This window comes from Streptomyces goshikiensis (genome assembly GCF_014650555.1).
In the GTDB taxonomy this organism is placed as follows: domain Bacteria; phylum Actinomycetota; class Actinomycetes; order Streptomycetales; family Streptomycetaceae; genus Streptomyces; species Streptomyces goshikiensis.
The window spans coordinates 306,918-328,938 of the sequence record NZ_BMVE01000004.1 but is presented as its reverse complement, the minus strand read 5'-3'; the positions used below and the strand labels follow the sequence as shown (position 1 = coordinate 328,938).

Annotated in this window: 15 protein-coding genes; 10 read left to right on the top strand and 5 right to left on the bottom strand. The window is 72.7% G+C overall.

The window, feature by feature from the left end; genetic code table 11:
• The first annotated feature begins 25 nt into the window (after positions 1-25).
• From IE248_RS14820 to IE248_RS14810, 3 genes are all read left to right on the top strand, one after another.
• Positions 26-2,032 (top strand): FUSC family protein, encoded by a 2,007-nt coding sequence (locus IE248_RS14820; protein ID WP_190030918.1) that lies wholly within the window; start codon positions 26-28, stop codon positions 2,030-2,032.
• Positions 2,033-2,150: 118 nt separating this feature from the next.
• Positions 2,151-2,861: a hypothetical protein gene (locus IE248_RS14815; protein WP_229895320.1), complete on the top strand. Its 711-nt coding sequence runs from the start codon at positions 2,151-2,153 to the stop codon at positions 2,859-2,861.
• 14 nt (positions 2,862-2,875) lie between these two features.
• A complete protein-coding gene (locus tag IE248_RS14810) occupies positions 2,876-4,135 on the top strand; it encodes a sensor histidine kinase (RefSeq protein ID WP_037792215.1) in 1,260 nt (419 codons plus the stop codon).
• Positions 4,136-4,216: 81 nt separating this feature from the next.
• On the opposite strand, the gene IE248_RS14805 is transcribed toward IE248_RS14810, so the two are convergent.
• Positions 4,217-6,307: a PhoX family protein gene (locus IE248_RS14805; protein WP_073797799.1), complete on the bottom strand. Its 2,091-nt coding sequence runs from the start codon at positions 6,305-6,307 to the stop codon at positions 4,217-4,219.
• A gap of 407 nt (positions 6,308-6,714) precedes the next feature.
• Here IE248_RS14805 and IE248_RS14800 point away from each other — a divergent pair, with 407 nt between their 5' ends.
• Positions 6,715-8,250, top strand: a complete 1,536-nt coding sequence (locus tag IE248_RS14800) for a VWA domain-containing protein (protein ID WP_229895319.1) — start codon at positions 6,715-6,717, stop codon at positions 8,248-8,250.
• A gap of 94 nt (positions 8,251-8,344) precedes the next feature.
• Here IE248_RS14800 and aspS read toward each other — a convergent pair whose 3' ends face one another.
• Positions 8,345-10,171: an aspartate--tRNA ligase gene (gene aspS, locus IE248_RS14795; protein WP_008740074.1), complete on the bottom strand. Its 1,827-nt coding sequence runs from the start codon at positions 10,169-10,171 to the stop codon at positions 8,345-8,347.
• A gap of 218 nt (positions 10,172-10,389) precedes the next feature.
• Between aspS and IE248_RS14790 the strand changes: the two genes are divergently transcribed.
• Together IE248_RS14790 and IE248_RS14785 are read left to right on the top strand one after the other, a co-directional pair.
• On the top strand, positions 10,390-12,570 hold the full coding sequence (locus IE248_RS14790; RefSeq protein ID WP_073797796.1) for an ATP-binding SpoIIE family protein phosphatase: 2,181 nt from the start codon (positions 10,390-10,392) through the stop codon (positions 12,568-12,570).
• A gap of 120 nt (positions 12,571-12,690) precedes the next feature.
• Positions 12,691-13,755 carry an AI-2E family transporter gene (locus IE248_RS14785; protein ID WP_037792213.1) on the top strand — a complete coding sequence of 355 codons (1,065 nt, stop codon included), beginning with the start codon at positions 12,691-12,693 and terminating at the stop codon, positions 13,753-13,755.
• 15 nt (positions 13,756-13,770) lie between these two features.
• On the opposite strand, the gene IE248_RS14780 is transcribed toward IE248_RS14785, so the two are convergent.
• Positions 13,771-14,733, bottom strand: a complete 963-nt coding sequence (locus IE248_RS14780; protein WP_008740071.1) for a pirin family protein — start codon at positions 14,731-14,733, stop codon at positions 13,771-13,773.
• Between the two features lie 173 nt (positions 14,734-14,906).
• Entirely contained in the window at positions 14,907-15,371 is a 465-nt protein-coding gene (locus tag IE248_RS14775) for an SseB family protein (RefSeq protein WP_008740070.1), read from the bottom strand.
• Positions 15,372-15,557: 186 nt separating this feature from the next.
• On the opposite strand from IE248_RS14775, the gene IE248_RS14770 reads away from it, so the two are divergent.
• The 4 genes from IE248_RS14770 to IE248_RS14755 all read left to right on the top strand — a co-directional run bounded on the left by IE248_RS14770 (position 15,558) and on the right by IE248_RS14755 (position 20,130).
• Positions 15,558-17,384 carry an acyl-CoA dehydrogenase gene (locus IE248_RS14770; protein WP_008740069.1) on the top strand — a complete coding sequence of 609 codons (1,827 nt, stop codon included), beginning with the start codon at positions 15,558-15,560 and terminating at the stop codon, positions 17,382-17,384.
• 136 nt (positions 17,385-17,520) lie between these two features.
• Complete coding sequence (locus IE248_RS14765; RefSeq protein WP_073773937.1) at positions 17,521-18,258, top strand: hypothetical protein; 738 nt, start codon at positions 17,521-17,523, stop codon at positions 18,256-18,258.
• A gap of 102 nt (positions 18,259-18,360) precedes the next feature.
• Positions 18,361-19,653, top strand: coding sequence for a M18 family aminopeptidase (locus tag IE248_RS14760; protein ID WP_073773938.1), 1,293 nt, complete (start codon positions 18,361-18,363; stop codon positions 19,651-19,653).
• A 189-nt stretch (positions 19,654-19,842) separates the two neighbouring features.
• Positions 19,843-20,130, top strand: a complete 288-nt coding sequence (locus IE248_RS14755; RefSeq protein WP_073797794.1) for a hypothetical protein — start codon at positions 19,843-19,845, stop codon at positions 20,128-20,130.
• A gap of 30 nt (positions 20,131-20,160) precedes the next feature.
• On the opposite strand, the gene IE248_RS14750 is transcribed toward IE248_RS14755, so the two are convergent.
• Positions 20,161-21,984, bottom strand: a complete 1,824-nt coding sequence (locus IE248_RS14750) for an NHL domain-containing thioredoxin family protein (protein WP_190030916.1) — start codon at positions 21,982-21,984, stop codon at positions 20,161-20,163.
• Positions 21,985-22,021: the final 37 nt, after the last annotated feature.

Genomic DNA, 22,021 nt, shown 5'->3' with positions numbered 1-22,021 from the left:
CGCGAGTGGCGGCACGGAAACGGGAATGACCACCGAACGACGCACCGAGCACATACCGTCCGGGCGATCCCGGCACCATCCGCTCGCCCCGCCCGACTGGCTGCTCAAGGCACTCCGGCCGAGCAGCGCCCCCGTCCCCTGGGCGGCCGCCGCGCGCGCGGGCGTCGCGCTGGCCGCACCGCTGGCCGTCGGCTTCGCCCTGGACGAGCCCGAGTACGGCGCGCTCGTCTCCATGGGAGCCCTGTCCGGGGTCATCAGCGACACCGCCGACGCCTACCGGATGCGGGTCCTGCACATCGCCGTACCGCAGCTGTTCGGCGCGGTCGGCGTCGCGCTGGGCACCCTGGTGTTCGGGCACGGCTGGGTCGCCGTCGGCGTCGTCACCGTGATCGCCCTCGTGTCCGGGATGATCTCCTCGATCGGCACGGTCGCCTCCGTGTCCGGACTGCTGCTCCTGCTCAACGCCGTCGTCGGAGCCGGACTGCCGCTGCCCAGGCCCTGGTGGACGGCGCCGCTGCTGCTCAGCGCGGGCGGCCTGTTCGTCCTCGCCCTCAGCCTGCTGGGCTGGCCGCTGCGCGGGCGGCAGCCGGAGCGGGCCGCCGTCGCCACCACCTACCGGGCGCTCGCCGACACCCTGGAGGCCGCCGGCGGCCCCGCCTACGAGGAGCGCCGCCAGCAGGTCACCCACGCCCTGAACCAGGCCTACGACCTGGTGCTGGGCCGCCGGGCCCGGGTGCACGGGCGCAGCCCGACGCTGGTGCGCCTGCTGGCCCAGCTCAACGTGGTGATCCCGCTGGTGGAGGCCGCGCCCGCCGCGCACCTGCGGGGCCGGCCGCTGCCGCCCGAGATCCCGGCGGCCGTACGGGAGCTGGCGACGGCCGTGGAGAACGGCCGCACGGGGACGCCCGCGCTGTCGCTGCCCCCGGCGCACAGCCCGGCGGAGCGGGCCATCGACGCCGCGCTGCGGCACGCCGCGACCATCGTCCTGCTGGCCGAACCGGACCCGTTCAACGTGGACGACCGGCTGGGCCGGCCCGCCGCGCTGCGGGTGCGGGCCCGGCGGGCCGTGCGCGACATGATGCTGTCCGGGGCCTCCTGGCGGTACGGGCTGCGGCTCGCGCTGTGCATCGGGCTGGCGCAGATCCTGGTCTCGGTGGTGGCGATCGAGCGGTCCTACTGGGTCGCGCTGACCGTCACCTTCGTCCTCAAGCCCGACTTCGGTTCGGTGTTCTCGCGGGCCGTGCTGCGCGCGGTGGGCACCGCGGGCGGGCTGGTCGTGGCGGCCGCCGTGCTGGCCGAGGTGCCGCGCGGCTGGTGGGACGTGCCGGTGATGATGGTGCTCGGGGCGCTGATCCCGGTGTTCTCCGCCAAGGGGTACGCCTTCCAGACCGCCGCGATCACCCCGGTGATCCTGCTGCTGTCGGACCTGCTCAACCACCAGGGCTTCGACCTGATCCGGCCCCGGCTGCTGGACAGCCTGATCGGCTGCGCCATCACCCTGGTCGCGGGCTATCTGCTGTGGCCCGAAAGCTGGAGCACCCGGATCGGGGACCGGCTCGCCGACACCGTGGACGACGCCGCCCGGTACGTGGAGCGGGCGTTCGGCGTCGTACAGCCCGACACCGAGGGCGGACGGCAGGCGGCGCGGACCGCGCGGCTCCAGGCCCGGCGCCGGATCTACCGGGACCTGTCGGGCGTGCGGAGCGAGTTCCAGCGGGCGCTGACCGAGCCGCCGCCGACCGGGGCACGGGCCGCCGCCTGGTGGCCGCTGGTGGTGGCCGTGGAGCGGATCGTGGACGCGACGACCGCCGCCCGGGTCCGGGTCAACCACGGGGCGCGGGAGCCCGGTGCGGGCGAGGTGAGCGCCGTGGTCACCGAGCTCCGCGGCCTGGCGGAAGGGGTCCGCAGCAGCCGGGTCCCGGCGCCCGCCCGCACCCCGCCGCCGGCCGGGGCCGAGGACGACGCCTCCGTCCTGGCCCCGGTGCGCCACGAGATCGCGGCGGCCCGCGCGATCACCGCCCCCGCCGGCTGACCCCGGCGGGCCCGCGCCGGGCCGGGCCCCGTCGTCGCGGTGGCGCCAGGATCCCGGGCCGTCCCCCGAACGGCCCTGAGCCCGGGCCCACCGGGCCGGGGCGGGAGAGCATCGGGGCATGCGGCTCCCCCTGCCCCGCGTCCTGGCCGTACCGGTCCTGGCCGCCGCCCTCGCGGCGGCGGCCGGCTGCGCCGACGTGGAGGGGCTGCACGACGAGGGCGATCTGGGCACGGTGCGCGCCCCGCAGACCCTGTGGCAGGACATCCACCCCGACCCGCCGCCCGCGGGCCAGGATCCGGGCACGGCCGCCGTGGTCCCCGGCCTGGACAAGGTGCCCGGGGCCGACATGCGGGACGCCAACGCCCTGGAGGTGCTCCGGGCCGACCTCACCTCCTCCGCCCGGCAGGACGGCGGCACCGGCCGGCTGGTCGACCCCCGGGCCGTCCAGCGGCTCACGCTCTGCGACCGGAGCGAGGACGGCGGCCCGGAGTGCCCCGTGCGCCCCGCCGTCCTGCGGGACGTGACCGGCAACGGCAAGGAGGAGCTGATCACCGCCCTGGACCTCGACGGGCGGCTGAGCGAACTGCGCGTCTACACCGTCCGGGACGACGGGGTGATCACCCGGATCCTGTCCCGGCGCGCCGTACTGGAGGGCGTGGAGGTCGCCGCCGAGCACCTCGCGGTGCGCGAACCGACCTCCAATCCGGATGAGGTCGCCGTCTCCGACTACGTCTGGGACCCCGACGCCGGGGTCATGAACCTCTCCCAGCTCACCCTCGACACCTGCCACACCGACGGCTCCGGCTCCTGTGACCCGGGCAAGGGCTGAGGAGGCGGCCGCCGATGCGGGTGACGAGCAGTCTGCGCTGGAAGATCGCCCTGACCACCACGGCGGTGTGCTGCGCCGTCGCCGCCGTACTAGGGATCCTCGTGCACAACGTGGTCGCCCGGCAGATCGTCGGGGAGGTCCGCAAGGACGCCGACCGGGAACTGGACCACGCCCTCGGCCACTACCAGTACGGCACCACGCACGGCGATGTGAACAGCTCCCTGAACCCGCCCGGCCTCCCGCCGCCGCTGCGCGCCCTCGTCGCGAGGGGACTGACCGGCAGCATGGTCGGCGAGCGGGCGGGCAAACCCGTCATGTGGGCCGCCGGCCCCGCCGACGACCAGGCCCTCGCCGTCTGGATCCCCTACGAGAGCACCCGCACCCGGCTGCGCGACATCGACACCGCCATCCTGGCCTCCTCGCTGCTCGCGGCCGGAGTGGTGGCCCTGGCCGGCCTGTTCCTCGCCAACCGGATCAGCCGCCGCCTCGCCAGGACCGCCGCCGTGGCCCGCCGGATCAGCGCCGGGGACCTCGACGCCCGCGTGGGCCTGCCGGAGGAGGGCCAGGACCCGCGCCGCCCGCGCTACCGGGACGAGGTACGGGACGTGGCGCAGGCCCTCGACTCGATGGCCGCGTCGCTCCAGAAGCGGCTGGAGGCCGAGAAGCGCTTCACGGCGGACGTGGCGCACGAGCTGCGCACCCCGCTCACGGGCTCCCTGGCCGCGGCGGCCCTGCTGCCGGAGGGCCGCCCCAAGGAGATGATCAACGACCGGCTCAAGGCACTGCACCTGCTGACCGAGGACCTGCTGGAGATCTCCCGGCTGGACTCCGGTGTGGAGCAGGCCGACCTCGCCCGTGTGGAACTCGGCCGGGCGGTGCGGCGGGCCGTCACCGCCACCGGGCTGTCGGCGGAGGTCGAGGTGGTGCGGGACGCGGTGGTCCTCACCGACCGGCGGCGCCTGGACCGCATCCTGACCAACCTGCTGGTCAACGCGGACAAACACGGCCGCCCGCCGATCGAGGTGACGGTCGAGGGCCCGGTGGTGGCGGTCCGCGACCACGGCCCCGGCTACCCGTCCCAGCTGATCGAGCAGGGCCCGCAGCGCTTCCGCACCGGGGATCCCGGGCGCGGCCGCGGCCACGGGCTCGGCCTGACCATCGTCGTCGGCCAGGCGGCGGTCCTGGACATCACCCTGACCTTCGCCAACGCCCCGGACGGGGGCGCGGTGACCACCCTCCGCCTCCCCGTCGGCCGGTTGACAGACGGCAGTTGAACGCCGACGGGCCGTGTTTCACGTGAAACATCCACGCAGAACACGGCCCGCCGGGGTGGTTCAAGCGGTCAACTCGACTGCTCAGACACCGATGTTCTTGCCGTCCTTGCGCCAGACGGAGACGACCGCGGGGCGGACGATCTTGCCGGGGCCGTCGGGCCACACCGACTGCGGCTTCTCGACGGACGCGCCGTCGATCTCGCCCGGGTGCTGGACCGACACCAGGACGCGCCGGTCCTGGATCAGCGGGCCACAGGTCTCGGCGCCGCGCGGCACGGTCAGGAACTGCTTCAGCTCACCGCGGCGCTCACCGGCGGTCGCGACACCGAACAGGCCGTCGTGCGAGCCGAGCTGGTTGCCGTCGGTGGCGATCCACAGGTTGCCGTGCGGGTCGAAGGCCACGTTGTCCGGGCAGGAGATCGGGCTGACCTTGTCCTTCGGGAAGCCCGCGAAGAAGGTGGCCGGGTCGTTCGGGTCACCGGCGACCAGGAAGAGGCGCCAGGCGAAGCCGTCGCCCGCCGGGTCGTCGAAGTTCTCGGCGAGCTCCAGGATCTGGCCGTGCTTGTTCTGGTTGCGCGGGTTGGGCTCGGTGGCGCCTTCCTTGCCGGGCTTGCCGCGGTCGGTGTTGTTGGTCAGCGCGATGTAGACGCGGCCCGTGCGCGGGGAGGGCTCGACGTCCTCGGGGCGGTCCATCTTCGTGGCGCCCACCTTGTCGGCGGCCTGGCGCGTGAAGACGTAGACCTCCTCGGCGGTCATGCCCTCGACGTGCGAGACGTTCCCGGTGGCGAGCTTGATCCAGACGCCGGAGCCGTCGAACTGGCCGTCGGAGGGCAGCTTGCCGGTGCCGTCGATCTCGGCGGCCGGGGAGTCACCGGTCAGCTTGGCCACGTAGAGCGTGCCCTCGTCGAGCAGCGTGAGGTTGTGCTGCTTCGCGGCGCGCGAGTCGCCCTTCTTCATCTGCTTCGACGAGACGAACTTGTAGAAGTAGTCGAAGCGCTCGTCATCGCCCATGTAGACGACCGGACGGCCGTCCTCGGTCAGGCGGGGCTGCGCGGCCTCGTGCTTGAAGCGGCCGAGCGCGGTGCGCTTGCGCGGGACGGAGTTCGGGTCGTACGGGTCGAGCTCGACGACCCAGCCGAAGCGGTGCGACTCGTTGGGCTCCTGGACGCAGTCGAAGCGCTTGTCGAACCGCTCCCACTTGCGCTCGGTGGCGCCGGCGGTCACGCCGTAGCGCTTGAGGCGGGCCGCCTCGGTGGGGTCGGTGACCGCACCGGCGTTGCCGAAGTACTGGTTGAAGTTCTCCTCGCCGTGGAGGGTGGTGCCCCACGGGGTGGTGCCGCCGGCGCAGTTGTTCAGCGTGCCGAGCACCTTGGTTCCGGTGCTGTCGACGGAGGTCTTCAGCAGCGCGGAGCCGGCGGCCGGGCCGGTCAGCTTGAACTCGCTGGTCGCGGTCAGCCGGCGGTTGAGCTGGTGGCGGGTGACCGCGGTGAGCTTGCCGCTGCGGTGGTCCTCCTGGACGACGACCACGGACAGGCCGTGCGCGGCCCAGGCGATCTCGACCTGCTCGCGGGTCGGGTTGGCCGGGTCGTAGCCCTTGAACATGAGGTTCTCGTCCGTGTACTCGTGGTTGGCCACGAGGAGCTGGCGACGCTCGTAGTCGTCGCCGTACGGGAGGAGGCTCAGGAAGTCGTTGTTGTAGCCGAACTGACCGGCCTGTGCGGCGGCGGTCTGCTTGTCGGGGTTGAACCCGGGGGCGCCCTTGACGATCGGCTCGCCCCAGCGGATGACCACGTTCTGCTCGTAGCCCTCGGGGATGCTGACCTGGTCGGCGGTGTTCGGCGCGACCGGCTTGAAGCGGAGGCCGCGGGCACCGTCGGAGCCGGCGGCACCCTTGGCGGCGGCCTGGGCGTCGGCGGAGGGGACGGCGCTGGCGGAGGATCCGTCGCCACCGAGGGTGATCGCGGAACCCGCGGCGGTGGCGACCGTCACGACGGCGGCGGAGCGCAGCATGGAGCGTCGGGAGTAGGCGCGGGCTATGACATCGCCGACGTACTCGTTGTCGCTGGTGTTGGGCACCTCGTGGAAGCAGGCGTCACCACAGCGGTAGCGGCAGGTGAGGGCGGAACGGCCGCCCCCATGCTGGTTGCCGATGAACGGCAGGAGCTTGCGCACGAGTGTCCTCCGAGTAGCTGCGTGGGCGCCGACAACGTGTCGGTACGAATCCAGCCGTGACGGTAGGCGTGGGTTGCGCCGATGCGGCGGCGCCGGGGTGAACGATGGGTGAACCCGGCACGTCGGTGCGGAAGTTCGGGACCGCCTTGTGCGTGGGTGGGCGCCGGACGCCACGAAAGGCGCCCCTGCCGAAGTTCCAGCCACGGGGCCGATAACCTTACGTGTCCACTCTGGGCAGGGATCTACCGCACAGTACGGACAAATTGACGCACGCACTCATGCGAAAGGCCTGGCCCATGGGTATTCGGAGCTTGTTGCGCAAGGTGTTCGGACGATCCGCGGAACCTGTTCCGCAGACTACGGACGCCACTTCGGCGGCTGTCCCGAGCCAGGCGGAACGCACCCCAATGGAAGCGGCCCACGAACTTGTGGCGGCGTCCTTCGACAGCCCGACGGTCCCGCCGCAGTCGGCTCCGCGCGACCGTGAGCCGGGCACCCTCCTGACCGGCGGCGGCGCCGGCGCCCCGGCCCCGGACCCCACGGTCCCGGAGGCCCGCCGCCCTTCGCCCCCGGCACCGCCCACCACCCCGGCGCCCCCCGCCGAGGCCGACCTTGCCGAGCCGGAACCGGAAGCCGCCGCAACCGCTCCCGCCGAAGCGGAACCGGAGGCCACCGCTGCCGAGCCGCCCGCCGCGGCGGAGCCGGAGGCGGCCGTAACCGCCCCCGAGGCGGAGCCGGTGGCAGCCGCGCCGCAGGCCGAGACCGTCCCCGAGGCTCCGGCCGAAGACCAGGACACTCCCGCCGAAGCGGAACCGCTGGCCACCATTGCCGAGCCGGCGCCGCAGGCGCAGGAGGCGGCCGAGACCGTCGCCGAAACCCCGGCCGAAGGCCAGGACACCCCTGCCGAAGCGGAACCGGTAGCCATCGTTGTCGAGCCGACGCCGCAGGCGCAGGACGAGGCACCGGCCGAGCCGGAGCCGGAGGCCGCTGTAGCCGCCCCCGAGGCGGAGCCGGTGGCAGCCGCGCCGCAGGCCGAGACCGTCGCCGAGGCGCCGGCCGAAGGCCAGGACACCCCCGGCGAAGCGGAATCGGTAGCCACCGTTGCCGAGCCGGCGCCACAGACGCAGGACGAAGCACCGGCCGAGCCGGAGGCGGCCGCGCCGCAGGCGCAGGAGGCGGCTGAGACCGTCGCCGAGGCTCCCGCCGAGGCGGAGCCGGTGGCCGCCGAGGCAGACGTCGCCGCGCCCGAAGCGGAGGCAGTCGCAGAGCCGGTGGCCGTGCGGGGGGCCGCTGTGGCGGCGGCTGTGGTGAAGCGGGAGGCCGCCGGGGTCGCGGGAGCGTACAGGGCGGCGGGGCAGGTGCTGCGCGCCAAGGGGAAGACCGGCGCGCGCGCCAAGGTCTACCTCGTGCTGGACCGCTCCGGGTCGATGCGGCCGTTCTACAAGGACGGCAGCGCCCAGTTCCTCGCCGACCACACCCTGGCCCTCGCCGCGCACCTCGACGCCGACGCGACCGTGCACACCGTGTTCTTCTCCACGGACGTGGACGGCACCGCCGAGCTGACCCTCGGCTCGCACGACGCCGCCTGGGCCGAGGCCCGTCACGCCGAGCTCGGCCGCATGGGCCGCACGAGCTACCACGTGGCCGTGGAGGCCGTCCTGGAGCACTACCGCAAGGACGGCGGCACCGGCCCGGCCCTGGTCGTGTTCCAGACGGACGGCGCGCCCGACAACCGCCAGCCCGCCCGTCAGGCGATCATCGACGCCGCCGCCACCGCACCGGACGTCCACTGGCAGTTCGTCGCGTTCGGCGACCACGAGAACAAGGCCTTCGACTTCCTGCGCAAGCTGGACGCCGGGAACGCCGGCTTCTTCCACGCCGGCCCGGCCCCGGCCACGCTGACCCCGGCCGCCCTCCTCAAGGGCCTGCTGCAGTCCTACTGAGCACCCGGCACGGCAAACGGCACGGCAAACGGCGGCGCCCCCTCTCCCATCCGGGAGAGGGGGCGCCGCCTTCGTACGACGGGACGGGCCCGGATCAGCCGCGCGGCGACCCGGCGTCGGGGTGGACGGCCTCGCTGACCGGCTTCGCGTCCGCCGCCTTCGTCTCGACCGGCTTGCGCAGCGCGATGTTCAGCTCGCGCAGGCGGGTCTCCTCCAGCACCGTCGGCGCGCCCATCATCAGGTCCTGCGCGTTGCCGTTCAGCGGGAACGCGATGGTCTCGCGGATGTTCGGCTCATCGGCCAGCAGCATCACGATGCGGTCCACGCCCGGGGCGATGCCACCGTGCGGCGGGGCGCCCAGGCGGAACGCGCGCAGCATGCCCGCGAACTCGCGCTCGACGGTCTCCGCCTCGTAGCCCGCGATCTCGAAGGCCTTCAGCATGACCTCGGGCTCGTGGTTGCGGATGGCGCCGGAGGACAGCTCGATGCCGTTGCAGACGATGTCGTACTGCCAGGCCAGGATGTCGAGCGGGTCCTTCTCCTCCAGGTCCTTCATGCCGCCCTGCGGCATGGAGAAGGGGTTGTGGGAGAAGTCGATCTTGCCCGTCTCCTCGTCCTTCTCGTACATCGGGAAGTCGACGATCCAGCAGAAGCGGAAGACGTTCTCCTCGAACTGGCCCGCGCGCTTGGCCGCCTCGACGCGGACGCCGGACATGATCTTGGAGACCTCGTCGAACTCGCCGGCGCCGAAGAACACCGCGTGCCCGGCCGCCAGGCCCAGGCGCTCGGTGAGGACCTTGACGTTCTCCTCGGTGAGGAACTTGGCGATCGGACCGGTCAGGCCGCCGTCCTCGCCCACGCGGACCCAGGCCAGGCCCTTGGCGCCCAGCGAGATCGCGTACTCGCCGAGGCCGTCGAAGAACTTGCGCGGCTGCGCGGCGGTGTCCGGGACGGCCAGCGCGCGCACGTGCTTGCCGGCGAACGCCTTGAACTCCGAGCCCTCGAACACGTCGGTGATGTCGACGAGCTCCAGCTTGGCGCGCAGGTCGGGCTTGTCGTTGCCGTACTTCAGCATCGACTCGCGGAACGGGATCCGCGGGAAGGGGGAGGTGACCTCGCGGCCCGCCCCGAACTCGGTGAAGAGCTCGGTCATCAGGCGCTCGATCGGCTGGAAGACGTCCTCCTGCTCGACGAAGGACATCTCCACGTCGAGCTGGTAGAACTCGCCCGGCGAACGGTCGGCGCGGGCGTCCTCGTCGCGGAAGCAGGGCGCGATCTGGAAGTAGCGGTCGAAGCCGGAGATCATCAGCAGCTGCTTGAACTGCTGCGGCGCCTGCGGCAGGGCGTAGAACTTGCCCGGGTTCAGACGGGACGGGACGACGAAGTCACGGGCGCCCTCGGGGGAGGTCGCGGTGAGGATCGGGGTCGCCATCTCGTTGAAGCCGAGGGCCACCATCTTGGAGCGGATCGACGCGATGACGGCCGAGCGCAGCATGATGTTGCGGTGCATGCGCTCGCGGCGCAGGTCGAGGAAGCGGTACTCCAGGCGCCGCTCCTCGTTCACACCGTCGTCGGTGTTGATGGTGAAGGGCAGCGGGGCGGAGGCGCCGAGCACCTCGACCTCGGAGACCTCGATCTCGACCTCGCCGCTGGGCAGCTCAGGGTTGACGTTGTCCGCGCCGCGGGAGACGACCTTGCCGTCGATGCGGACGACGGTCTCCTTGGTGACGCTGCTCAGGGCCTCGTTCGCGGCGGTGCCGGGGCGGGCGACGAGCTGCGTGATGCCGTAGTGGTCACGGAGATCGATGAAGAGGATGCCGCCCAGGTCTCGACGATTGTGCAGCCAGCCGCTCAGCCGGACGTCGGCGCCGACGTCAGAGGCTCGGAGCTCGCCGCACGTGTGGGACCTGTACCGATGCATCAGTCATCCAGTTCTTCGCGATACCAGGGTGGATTCAACCCTGCCAGGTTACCGCCCGAGCCGGGACCGGGACGGGCACGGCCGGAGCACCCCCCGAACGGGACCCCGCGGGCACCCGCCGGACTCCCCTCGGGCACCCGCCGGGCACCCACCGCGCCCGGCACCACGGCGCGCACCACGGCGGGCACGACACCGGTACGACCTGTAAAGATGACCGGGTGCGCACCGAGGACGTCCTGGCAGCCATCGCGACGGGCCTGTGGCGCTGGGACAACGCCTCCGGGACGGTCAGCCTCGACGGCGTGGCCGCCCGGCTCCTCGGGCTGCCCGCCGAGCCCGTCACCCTCCCCGAGGTATCCGTCCGGTCCCGGTTCCACCCGGTCGACTGGAACGAGATCAACGGCATCGTCACCCTCGCGGTCGCCGAGGACACCCTCGCCGAGGCCCGCCTGCGGATCATGGACGAGGACGGCCGGGTGCTGCGCACCGTGCGCAGCCGCTCGAAGGCGCTGGAGAACCACGGCCCGGACGGCCGCGTGGACTACGAGCTGATCGGCACCATCCAGGAGATCGCCGAGCCCCAGCCCGGCACCACCGCCGTGCACACCCCGATCACCGGCGACTGGCGGCGCTCCCGCGAGGCCTTCCTGCTCGACGCGGGCCGCGCGCTCGCCGAGGCCCGGTCCACCGCCGAGGTGCTGCGGGTGGCCGCCTCGCTGTCCATGCCCGGGTTCAGCCCCGACGGGCTGGCCGTCTTCGGGATGACCGGCGACCGGCTGGCGGTCATCGGGCACCACGGGCACGACCCCGGTGACGACGGCCCCTTCGCGCGGATGCGGCTGGACACGGACTATCCGGCGGCCGAGGTGGTCCGTACCGGGCGGGCGATCTACCTCCCCAGCCCCGAGGAGTACAAACGGCGCTTCCCGGCCACCTGGCCGCTCGCCCAGGGCTTCGGCCGGGGCTCCTGGGCGTTCCTCCCGCTGATCGTGGCCGGGCGCACCCTGGGCGCCTGGATGGCCGCGTTCAAGCACCCGGTGACCTTCTCCCCGGACGAGCGGTCCGTGCTGACCACGGTGGCCCGGATGCTGGCCCAGGCCCTCCAGCGCGCCGGCGTGGCCGAATCCGAGCGGGAACTCACCACCGGCCTCCAGCGGTCGATGATGCCGCAGCTCGGCCCCGACATCCCCGGCATGACCATCGCCGCGCGGTACGTCCCGACCGGCGGCGGCCTCCAGGTCGGCGGCGACTGGTACGACATGATCCCGCTGCCCTCGGGCCGGTTCGCGCTGGTCATCGGGGACGTGCAGGGCCACGACGTCCGGGCGGCGGGCCTGATGGGGCAGCTCCGGATCGCCGTCCGCGCGTACGCCTCCGAGGGCCACCGGCCCGATGCCGTGCTCTCCCGCGCCTCCCGCTTCCTCGCCGGGCTGTGCTCCTCCCAGGAGCGCGACCGGAGCGGGAGCCGGGGCCGGGGCGGCGAGGACCCCGACCCCTTCGAGGACGCGGACTTCCAGAGCCCCCGCTTCGCCACCTGCCTCTACGTGGAGTGCGACCCGCGGACGGGCGTGCTGGAGGTGGCCCGCGCCGGCCACCCCGACCCCGCCGTGCGGATGACGGACGGCACGGTCCTGATGCGGCCCACCGCGGGCGGGCTCCCGCTCGGGATCGTCCCGGACACCGACTACCCCACCACCCGGTTCGCCCTCGAACCCGGCGAGACGATGATGCTGTGCACCGACGGGCTCATCGAGACCGGCGGCCACGACCTCGACACGGGCTGGGCGCGGCTGCGCGCGATCTTGGAGTCGGAGGCCCACGACGGCGGCGAGGACCTGGAGGAACTGGCCGACCTGCTGGTCCAGGCGGTGCACGGGCCCTCCTCGCACCACACCACCGGCCCGCTGGCCGACCGGCGCGAGGACGACATAGCCGTCGTCCTGCTCCACCGCGAGGGCGCGGACCGCGGCCGCGGCGCCCCGGTGGCGCACCCGGCCCGCCCGGCCCGGCGCACCATGCTGACCGTCGCCCAGGCGGAGCCCGAGCGGATCGCGGGCGCCCGGCACCAGGTCCGGGAGCTGCTGCACGACTGGGCGGACGCGGACCAGGTCGACTCGGCCGTGCTGATGGTCTCCGAGATGGTGACGAACGTCCTCGTGCACACGGACGGGGACGCGGCCCTCGTCGCCGAGGCGGTGGGCGAACTCGGCGCCCGGCGGCTGCGCGTCGAGGTCGCCGACGCCAGCGACGAACTCCCGCACAAGCGGCACCCGGGGGAGATGGCGTCGAGCGGGCGCGGGGTGCTGCTGATGGAGATGCTCGCGGACGACTGGGGCGTGGACCCGCGCGGCGAGGGCAAGTCGATCTGGTTCGAGCTGCACGAACGCGCCGGGCAGTAGCGCGGAGGCGACGGCCGAAGCCGGGGCGGACGCGACGGCCGAGGCGGGGCCGGCCCGCAACGCCCTTCCGGGCCGTACGCGTTCGGGGAGCCGTGGCGGCCGCCGTGGTTGGATGACCGGATGTTCAGCTCCCTGCTCCCCGAGCCCGTGCGCAGGCTCGCCGCCTGGTGTGCCGTCGTCCTGCTGGTGACCGGCGTGGCCGCCGTCGGCGTCTGGCTGTGCGTCACCTTCCAGGCCGCCGTCACCCCGGCGCTGCTCGCGCTGCTCGGGGCGGCCCTGCTCGGGCCGATGCACCGGCGGCTGGTGCGGATGGGGGTCAGCCGCTCCCTCGCCGCCGCGCTGACCTGCCTGGCGGTGGTGGCCGTCGTCGGCGGGGCCACGTACGTCGTCGTGGGCGCGCTGATCGACACCGGCGACCAGATCGTCAGCGCCCTCGTCCGCGCCGGCCAGGACCTCGCCGAGCACTTCGGGGCCGCCGGGACCTCGCTGCAGGACCTGGCGTCCAACGCCAAGGAGCTGCTCGCCAAGTTCGGCGGCACCGCCGCCTCCGGCGTGATCACCGGCATCAGCGTGGTGGGGGAGATGATCGCGACCGCGATCCTGGCGCTGGTGCTGATCTTCTTCTTCCTGCGGGACTCCCACCGCATCGCCGGCGCCCTGCGCGCGCTCGGCCCGCGCAGCGCCGCCGACACCGTCGAGGCGATGGCCCGGCGGGCGTTCCTGGCCGTCGAGGGCTTCATGCGCGGGACCACCTTCGTGGCCCTGATCGACGCCGTGTTCATCACGGCCGCCCTGCTGGCGCTGCGCGTACCGGGCGCGCTCGGGCTGGGCGCGCTGGTGTTCATCACCGCCTACATCCCGTACCTCGGCGCCATCCTGTCCGGCGCGGTCGCGGTGCTGGTCGCCCTCGCCGACCGGGGCTGGGTCATCGGGCTGTGGGTGCTGGGTGTGGTGCTGGCCGTGCAGATGCTGGAGGGGTACGTGCTCCAGCCGCTGATCCAGAGCCGGACCGTGCAGATGCATCCGGCCGTGGTCATGCTGGCGATCACCGTGGGGGCGAGCGTCGCCGGGATCCTGGGCATGCTGCTCGCCGTGCCGATGACCGCCGCCGCGTTCGGGGTGGCCTCGGAGCTGCGGGCCCGGTACGGGGCGCCCGGTCAGGCGCCCGCCGGACCCGCGGGCTGACGGCCGCCGCCGCCCCTACTTCTTGCGCTCCGTCGTCGGGATGGTCCCGAGCTTGCCGGCCTGGAAGTCGTCGAAGGCCTGCTGGAGTTCGTGCCGGCTGTTCATCACGAACGGCCCGTAGTGCGCCATCGGCTCCCGGATCGGGCGGCCGCCGAGGACGATGACCTCCAGGTCCGGGGCGTTGGAGTCCTGCGACTCGTCCGCGCGGACGGTCAGCGAACCGCCCTCGCCGAACACCGCCGTCTGGCCGGTGTGGATCGGCCGCCGGTCGGCGCCGACGCTGCCGCGCCCGGCCATGACGTAGACGAGGGCGTTGAAGTCCTCGCGCCACGGCAGGGTGACCTGTGCGCCCGGTGTGACGGTCGCGTGGATCATCGTGATCGGCGTGTGGGTGATGCCGGGGCCCTCGTGCCCGTCCAGCTCGCCGGCGATGACCCGGAGCAGGGCGCCGCCGTCGGGGGTGGACAGCAGCTGGACCTTGCCGCCGCCGATGTCCTGGTAGCGCGGGGGCATCATCTTGTCGGAGGCGGGGAGGTTCACCCACAGCTGGAGGCCGTGGAAGAGCCCGCCGCTGACGACGAGGGACTCCGGCGGGGCCTCTATGTGCAAAAGCCCTGATCCGGCAGTCATCCACTGGGTGTCGCCGCCGTTGATGACGCCGCCGCCGCCGTTGCTGTCCTGGTGGACGAAGGTTCCGTCGATCAGGTAGGTGACGGTCTCGAAGCCCCGGTGCGGGTGCCACGGGGTTCCCTTGGGCTCGCCCGGCGCGTACTCCACCTCGCCCATCTGGTCCATCATGATGAACGGGTCGAGGTACTGGTAGTTGATCCCGGCGAACGCGCGGCGCACCGGGAATCCCTCGCCCTCGAAACCACCGGGGGCGGTCGTGACGGCCAGCACCTTGCGGGCGGCGGTCTCCTGGGCCGGTTCCGCGACGCGGGGGAGCGTCAACGGGTTCTCCACAGTCACTGCAGGCATGGTCGGAACCTCCTTCTGCGTCGAGTTTAGTTGAAACCCGAACTTTCTGCCACCCCTCAGAACAGCGCGCCCCGCGAAGTCATTCCCGGCCGTTCCCGCCCCGCACGAAGAAGCCCGCCCCCGCCGCTGAAGGAAGCGGCGGGGGCGGGCTCATGCGGCTCGGCGCCGAACGTCTAGCCGTACATCCGGCGCATGGCGTAGTCGACCATCTGCTCGACCGCCTTCGCGTCGAACACCATCCGGTGGTCGCCCTCCATGTCGAGGACGAAGCCGTACCCGGTCGGGAGCAGGTCGATCACCTCGGCGCCCGTGATCACGAAGTACTTGGACTCCTTGCCGGCGTACCGGCGGAGCTCCTTCAGCGTGGTGAACATCGGGATCACCGGCTGCTGCGTGTTGTGCAGCGCGAGGAAGCCCGGCGTGTCGCCCCGCGGGCAGTAGACCTTCGACGTCGCGAAGATCTGCTGGAAGTCCTCGGCGGACAGCGACCCGGTCGTGAAGGCCCGCACCGCGTCGGCGAGCGACGGCGGCGAGGGCTCGGGGTAGAGCGGCTGCTCGCCGTACCCGCCGGCCATCTGCTGCGGGGCGGCGTACTGCTGCTGCTGCCCCGCGCTCACGTTCTGGTCGTAGCCGTACATGGGGCGAAGCCTACCGAGCGGCCCCGGGCCCCCGGGCACGCGTTCCGGCCACTTCCGGCCGCGCTTGACGCTGGTCACAGTCACCAGTGAGGGGTTGCGTCTTATTACCGACGGGTAGCATCATGACATTACCGATTGGTATGTACGAGGAACCCTGTCTCCCCGAGCCTTAACGGAGCCGTCGCCATGGGGCACTACAAGTCGAATCTCCGCGACATCGAGTTCAACCTCTTCGAGGTGCTCGGCCGCGACAAGCTGTACGGCACCGGCCCGTTCGGTGAGATGGACACCGAGACCGCCAAGACGATCCTCAGCGAGATGACCAAGCTCTCGGAGAACGAGCTGGCCGCCTCCTTCGAGGACGCCGACCGCACCCCGCCGGTCTTCGACCCGGCCACGAACACCGCGCCCGTCCCGGCGTCCTTCAAGAAGAGCTACAAGGCCTTCATGGACTCCGAGTACTGGCGTCTGGGCCTGCCCGAGGAGATCGGCGGCACCACCTCGCCCCGCTCCCTGATCTGGGCGTTCGCCGAGACGATCCTGGGTGCGAACCCGGCCGTCTGGATGTACTCCTCCGGCCCGGCCTTCGCCGGCATCCTCTACGAAGAGGGCAACGAGGCGCAGAAGAAGGTCGCCGAGATCGCGGTCGAGAAGCGCTGGGGCTCCACCATGGTGCTGACCGAGCCGGACGCCGGTTCGGACGTCGGCGCCGGCCGCACCAAGGCCGTCCAGCAGGCCGACGGCTCCTGGCACATCGAGGGCGTGAAGCGCTTCATCACCTCCGGTGAGCACGACATGGAGGAGAACATCCTCCACTACGTCCTCGCGCGCCCCGAGGGCCACGGCCCGGGCACCAAGGGCCTGTCGCTCTTCCTCGTCCCGAAGTTCCACTTCGACTGGGAGACCGGCGAGCTGGGCGAGCGCAACGGCGTGTACGCGACGAACGTCGAGCACAAGATGGGCCTCAAGGCCTCCAACACGTGCGAGATGACCTTCGGCGACCAGCACCCCGCCAAGGGCTGGCTGATCGGTGACAAGCACGACGGCATCCGCCAGATGTTCATGATCATCGAGTTCGCCCGCATGATGGTCGGCACGAAGGCCATCGCCACGCTCTCCACCGGCTACCTCAACGCGCTGGAGTACGCCAAGGAGCGCGTGCAGGGCCCGGACCTGGCCAACTTCATGGACAAGACCGCGCCCAAGGTCACCATCACGCACCACCCCGACGTGCGCCGCTCGCTCATGACGCAGAAGGCCTACGCCGAGGGCATGCGCGCCCTCGTGCTGTACACCGCCTCCGTCCAGGACGAGATCCAGCTCAAGCAGGCCGCGGGCGAGGACGCCTCCGCCGAGATCGGCCTGAACGACCTGCTCCTGCCGATCGTGAAGGGCTACGGCTCGGAGCGCTCGTACGAGCAGCTCGCCCAGTCGCTGCAGACCTTCGGCGGTTCCGGTTACCTCCAGGAATACCCGATCGAGCAGTACATCCGGGACGCCAAGATCGACACCCTCTACGAGGGCACCACGGCGATCCAGGGCCAGGACTTCTTCTTCCGGAAGATCGTCCGCGACCAGGGTGCCTCGCTGAACGTCCTCTCCGAGACGATCAAGAAGTTCCTGGCCGAGGCCGTCGGCGGCGAGGAGCTGGCCGGTGCCCGCGACGCGCTCGCCAAGGCCGCCGTGGACCTGGAGGCCATCGTCGGCCAGATGATCGTCGACCTCACCGCCACCGGCGAGGACGTCAAGAACATCTACAAGGTCGGCCAGAACACCACCCGCCTGCTGATGGCGTCCGGCGACGTGGTCGTCGGATACCTGCTGCTCAAGGGCGCGGCCGTGGCCGCCGAGAAGCTGGCCGGCGCCTCCGCGAAGGACGTGCCCTTCTACACCGGCAAGATCGCCGCCGCGAAGTTCTTCGCGTCCCAGATCCTGCCGAACGTCTCGGTCGCCCGCGCGCTCGCCGAGTCGGTCGACAACTCCCTGATGGAGCTCGACGAGGCCGCCTTCTAGGCCGCACCGCCCAGCCCGTCACGCACGCCGGCGGCCGGACCTCCGTACGGGGGGTCCGGCCGCCGCCGCGTTGTGGCCCCGGGCCGCGAGGCCGCCGCGTTCCCGTCTTGTCGGTCGTTCATGGCACGCTCGTAGCATGAGTCCACAGGATCAGCACGGCAGCAGGGGGTACTCCGTCCCCACCGGGCGGCCGTACGCCCTCAAGGAGCTGCAGGCGGGCCTGGGCAGCCTCGGCGACCACCTGCGCGAGCTGTACGACGGCTCCCACCCCGCCGAGTACGAGGGCATCGCCGACGCCCTCTACACCGCGTTCCAGACCGCCGCCGGGCTCGCTCCCGCCAAGAGCTACACCGGCTGCCCCGAGCACCCCAACGGCGCCCTGGACCCCGAGGCACCCGACGGCTGGGGCCGCTGCCTGATCTGCAACGACCGCCGCCGCCTCGGCCTGCGCTCCCGGGGCGGCCGCCCGGCGGCCGCCGCCCCGCCCGCCGGGGAGCAGCGCAGGCTGGGCTACCCCGTCCCCGAGCCCCCGTACACGCACGAGGTGCTGCGGGCGCAGCTGCGCACCGTCGAGGACCGCCGCTTCCACCTGAGCATCTCCTCCCCCGCCGAGGACTTCGTCCGGCTCGCGGACGATCTGCACCGCGCGTTCATCGTGGCCCGCGAACTGTCCCGGCCGCGCAACGCCTCCGGCTGCTCCGAGCACCCCGGCGCCCCCATCGACCCGGACGCGCCCCCCGGTGAGGGCTGTATCTTCTGCGCCGGACGCAAAAGGCGCGCGCAGCGCCCGGCGCAGACCCCCGAGATGCTCCCGCGCATCAAGCGGGGCGAGCGCCGTCAGTTGCAGCGCAGATTCGAGCGTCCGCCGGGCTGAGAGCGAGGGGCCCGCGGGGCCGAACCCCGCACGCGGCCCCGACCCTGGGCTATCCGCCGCAGTCCGGCCATGGCGAACACGACCGTCGTTAAGGTGAACCACATGAGCTCTCCCGCCCGCTTCGACCGCGGCCACACCGACGATCTGATGACCTTTTTGGCGGCCAGTCCGTCGCCGTACCACGCCGTGGCCAATGCGGCCGAGCGGCTGGAAAAGGCAGGCTTCAGGCAGTTGTCGGAAACGGACGCCTGGGACGCGGGGACCGGTGGCAAGTTCGTCCTCCGCGGGGGCGCGCTCATCGCGTGGTACGTGCCGGAAGGCGCCCGCGCGCACACCCCGTTCCGCATCGTCGGCGCGCACACCGACTCCCCCAACCTGCGCGTGAAGCCGCTTCCCGACACGGGCTCGCAGGGCTGGCGGCAGATCGCCGTCGAGGTCTACGGCGGCACCCTGCTCAACACCTGGCTGGACCGGGACCTGGGGCTGGCCGGGCGGCTGACCCTGCGCGACGGCACCGAGCGCCTGGTGAACGTGGACCGCGCGCTGCTGCGCGTACCCCAACTCGCCGTGCACCTGGACCGGTCGGCGAACTCCGATGGCCTGAAGCTCGACAAGCAGCGGCACATGCAGCCGATCTGGGGTCTGGGCGACGTACAGGAGGGCGACCTGATCGCATTCCTGGAGGAGGAAGAGGGCCTGCCGCAGGGCTCGGTGGCCGGCTGGGACCTGATGGTGCACTCCATCGAGCCGCCGTCGTACCTGGGGCGGGACCGCGAGCTGGTGGCCGGCCCGCGGATGGACAACCTGGTGTCGGTGCACGCGGGCATCGCGGCGCTGGCGGCCGTCTCGGCCTCCGAGGGCCTGGAGTACATCCCGGTGCTGGCGGCGTTCGACCACGAGGAGAACGGCTCGCAGTCCGACACCGGGGCGGACGGGCCGCTCCTGGGGAACGTGCTGGAACGTTCAGTCTTCTCGCGCGGCGGCTCGTACGAGGACCGCGCGCGGGCCTTCGCCGGCACCATCTGCCTGTCCTCCGACACCGGGCACGCCGTGCACCCCAACTACCCGGAGCGGCACGACCCGACGCACCACCCGCGCGCCAACGGCGGCCCGATCCTGAAGGTCAACGTCAACCAGCGGTACGCGACGGACGGCACCGGGCGCGCGGTGTTCGCGGCCGCCTGCGAGCGGGCCGGGGTGCCGTGGCAGACGTTCGTCTCCAACAACTCGATGCCGTGCGGGACCACGATCGGCCCGATCACGGCGGCCCGGCACGGGATCCACACCGTGGACATCGGCGTGGCGATCCTCTCGATGCACAGCGCCCGGGAGCTGTGCGGGGCGGACGACCCGTACCTGCTGGCGAACGCGCTGGTGGCGTTCCTGCGGGGCTGACGGCCGGCGCCGCCGGGCGGGCGGCGCGGGCGGGGTGCGGGGGCCGGTGGGGTGCTCTAGCGTCGGAAGGGCGAGGGTGACCGCAGCGCGAGCCGGCCGCCCCCCGGAGTGCCGGCTCCGCGTCGCCCCCGCCCGCGGTCCGGCCCGCCCGCGGACCGCGTGACCGACCGTGAGAGCAGGTGCATCCGCATGCGTCCGTCGGCCCGTATCCCCGGCATCCTGGCCGGTCTGGTCCTCGCCACCGGCGGCATCGTCTTCGCCGCCCCGGCCGCCACCGCCGCGACCGCCGCCGCCCCCACCAGCGTCCAGGACTGCGAGAAGTACATCGCGCAGCACAGCAGCAAGAAGGGGACGGCCGGCATCGGCCAGGCCTGTTACGAGGGCTCGATCGGCAACCAGACCAGCTGCGCCGCGAGCCTGACGGCCGTCGGCATCTCCGCGAACGTCGCGAGCGGCGCCTGCCGCGCCGCCCACTAGGGCCTGTCGGCCGTCCCTTCCGCGCTGGTCCTAGCCGTCCATGCCGGCGAGGACCAGCGGGAGCCGGGTCGCGCCGGAGGCGGTCACCGACACCGGGACGCCCCAGTCCTGCTGGTGGACGTGGCAGGCCGGGTACTCGTTGTCCGGGTCGTCGTCGCAGGACGCCGCCATCGCGGAGACGTGCAGCACGCCCTCGGTGAGCTCCGGGTTGAGCGCCAGCTCGCGGAACAGGTCCGTCCCGGCGCCCTCCCCGCCCAGCAGCAGTTCCGGCGGCGTCGAGGACACCAGCAGCCGCGTCGAGGGCCCGTACCGGGTGTCGAGCTTCTGGCCGCTCGGCGCCTGGAAGACCACGTCGAGACGGAGCGTGCCCGCGGCGACCTCGGTCGCGGCGCGCTGCGTGCGGTGCGCGACCGCGTCGACCCGGACCGCCTCCTCGGGCAGCCGCAGCCGGGTCAGCCGGTGCCGGGCGGACTCGACGACGACGATGTCGTTCCCGGCGAGCACCGCGTCGCTGGGCTCGCGCAGATCGGTGGCGAGCGTGGTGACCTGGCCGGTCGCCGGATCGAAGCGGCGCAGCGCGTGGTTGTACGTGTCGCACACCGCGACCGAGCCGTCGGGCAGGGCGGTCACCCCGAGCGGGTGCTGGAGCAGCGCCTGGCCCGCGTCGCCGTCGCGGTGGCCGAAGTCGAAGAGCCCGGTGCCGACGGCGGAGGTGACGACGTAGCCCTCGCCGTCGGGGGCCGCTTCGAGGTACCGCAGGGCGCTGGTCTCGGGGTCGGCGACCCACAGCCGGTCCTCGGTGGCCGCGAGCCCGGACGGCTGCGCGAACCAGGCCTCGGCGGCGGGCCCGTCCACCAGGCCCTCGTTCGTGGTGCCGGCGGCGACCTCCACGGTCCGGGTCTGCGGGTCCCAGGTCCACAGCTGGTGCACGCCGGCCATGGCGATCCACACCTTGCCCTGCCACCAGGCCACGTCCCACGGCGAGGACAGGTCGACCTCCAGCGCGGGGCCGGAGGTCGGCGAGCCCTGCCACCACTGCCGCCCGGTCCCGGCGACGGTCTCGACGGAGCCGGTGGCCGGGTCGAAGCGGCGCAGCGCGTGGTTGACGGTGTCGGCGACGACGACGGACCCGTCGGGCAGCAGCGCCAGCCCCTGCGGCTCGCTGAAGGCGTCCGGCCCGAAGCCGCGCTCCCCGCTGCCGATGCGGCGTACGACGCTCTCCGCGTCGGCGGCGAGCTCCACCAGCTGGTGCCGGGTCGAGTCCGACACCAGGAAGTTCCCGGACGGCAGCAGGAGCGCCTTCCCGGGGAACCGCAGGTCGGTCGCGACCGCCTCGGGCGCCACGTACGGCCCGTCCCCGCGCCGCAGGGTCCCCTTGGTCTCGTGCTCGGCCTCCAGCTCCGCCACGAGCCGCGCGAGGGCGTGGGCGTGCCCCTCACCGGCGTGCTGCGCGACGATGTAACCCTCGGGGTCGATCACGACGAGCGTCGGCCAGGCCCGTACGGCGTACTGCTTCCAGGTCGCGAGCTTCGGGTCGTCCAGCACCGGGTGGTGCACCTCGTACCGCTCGACGGCATCGACGACGGCCGCGTGCTCGGCCTCGTGCACGAACTTCGGGGAGTGCACACCGATGATCACGACGGTGTCGCGGTGCTTCTCCTCCAGCTCGCGCAGCTCGTCGAGGACGTGCAGGCAGTTGATGCAGCAGAAGGTCCAGAAGTCCAGGATGACGATCCGCCCTCGCAGGTCGGCGAGGGTCAGATCCTTCCCGCCCGTATTGAGCCAGCCCCCCTCGCCGATCAGCTCGGGGGCACGGACACGGGCACGTCGGGGCGCGGACGCGGCAGAAGTCATGGCTCAAGGGTGCCACCCCCCGGCATATGCACCCGCA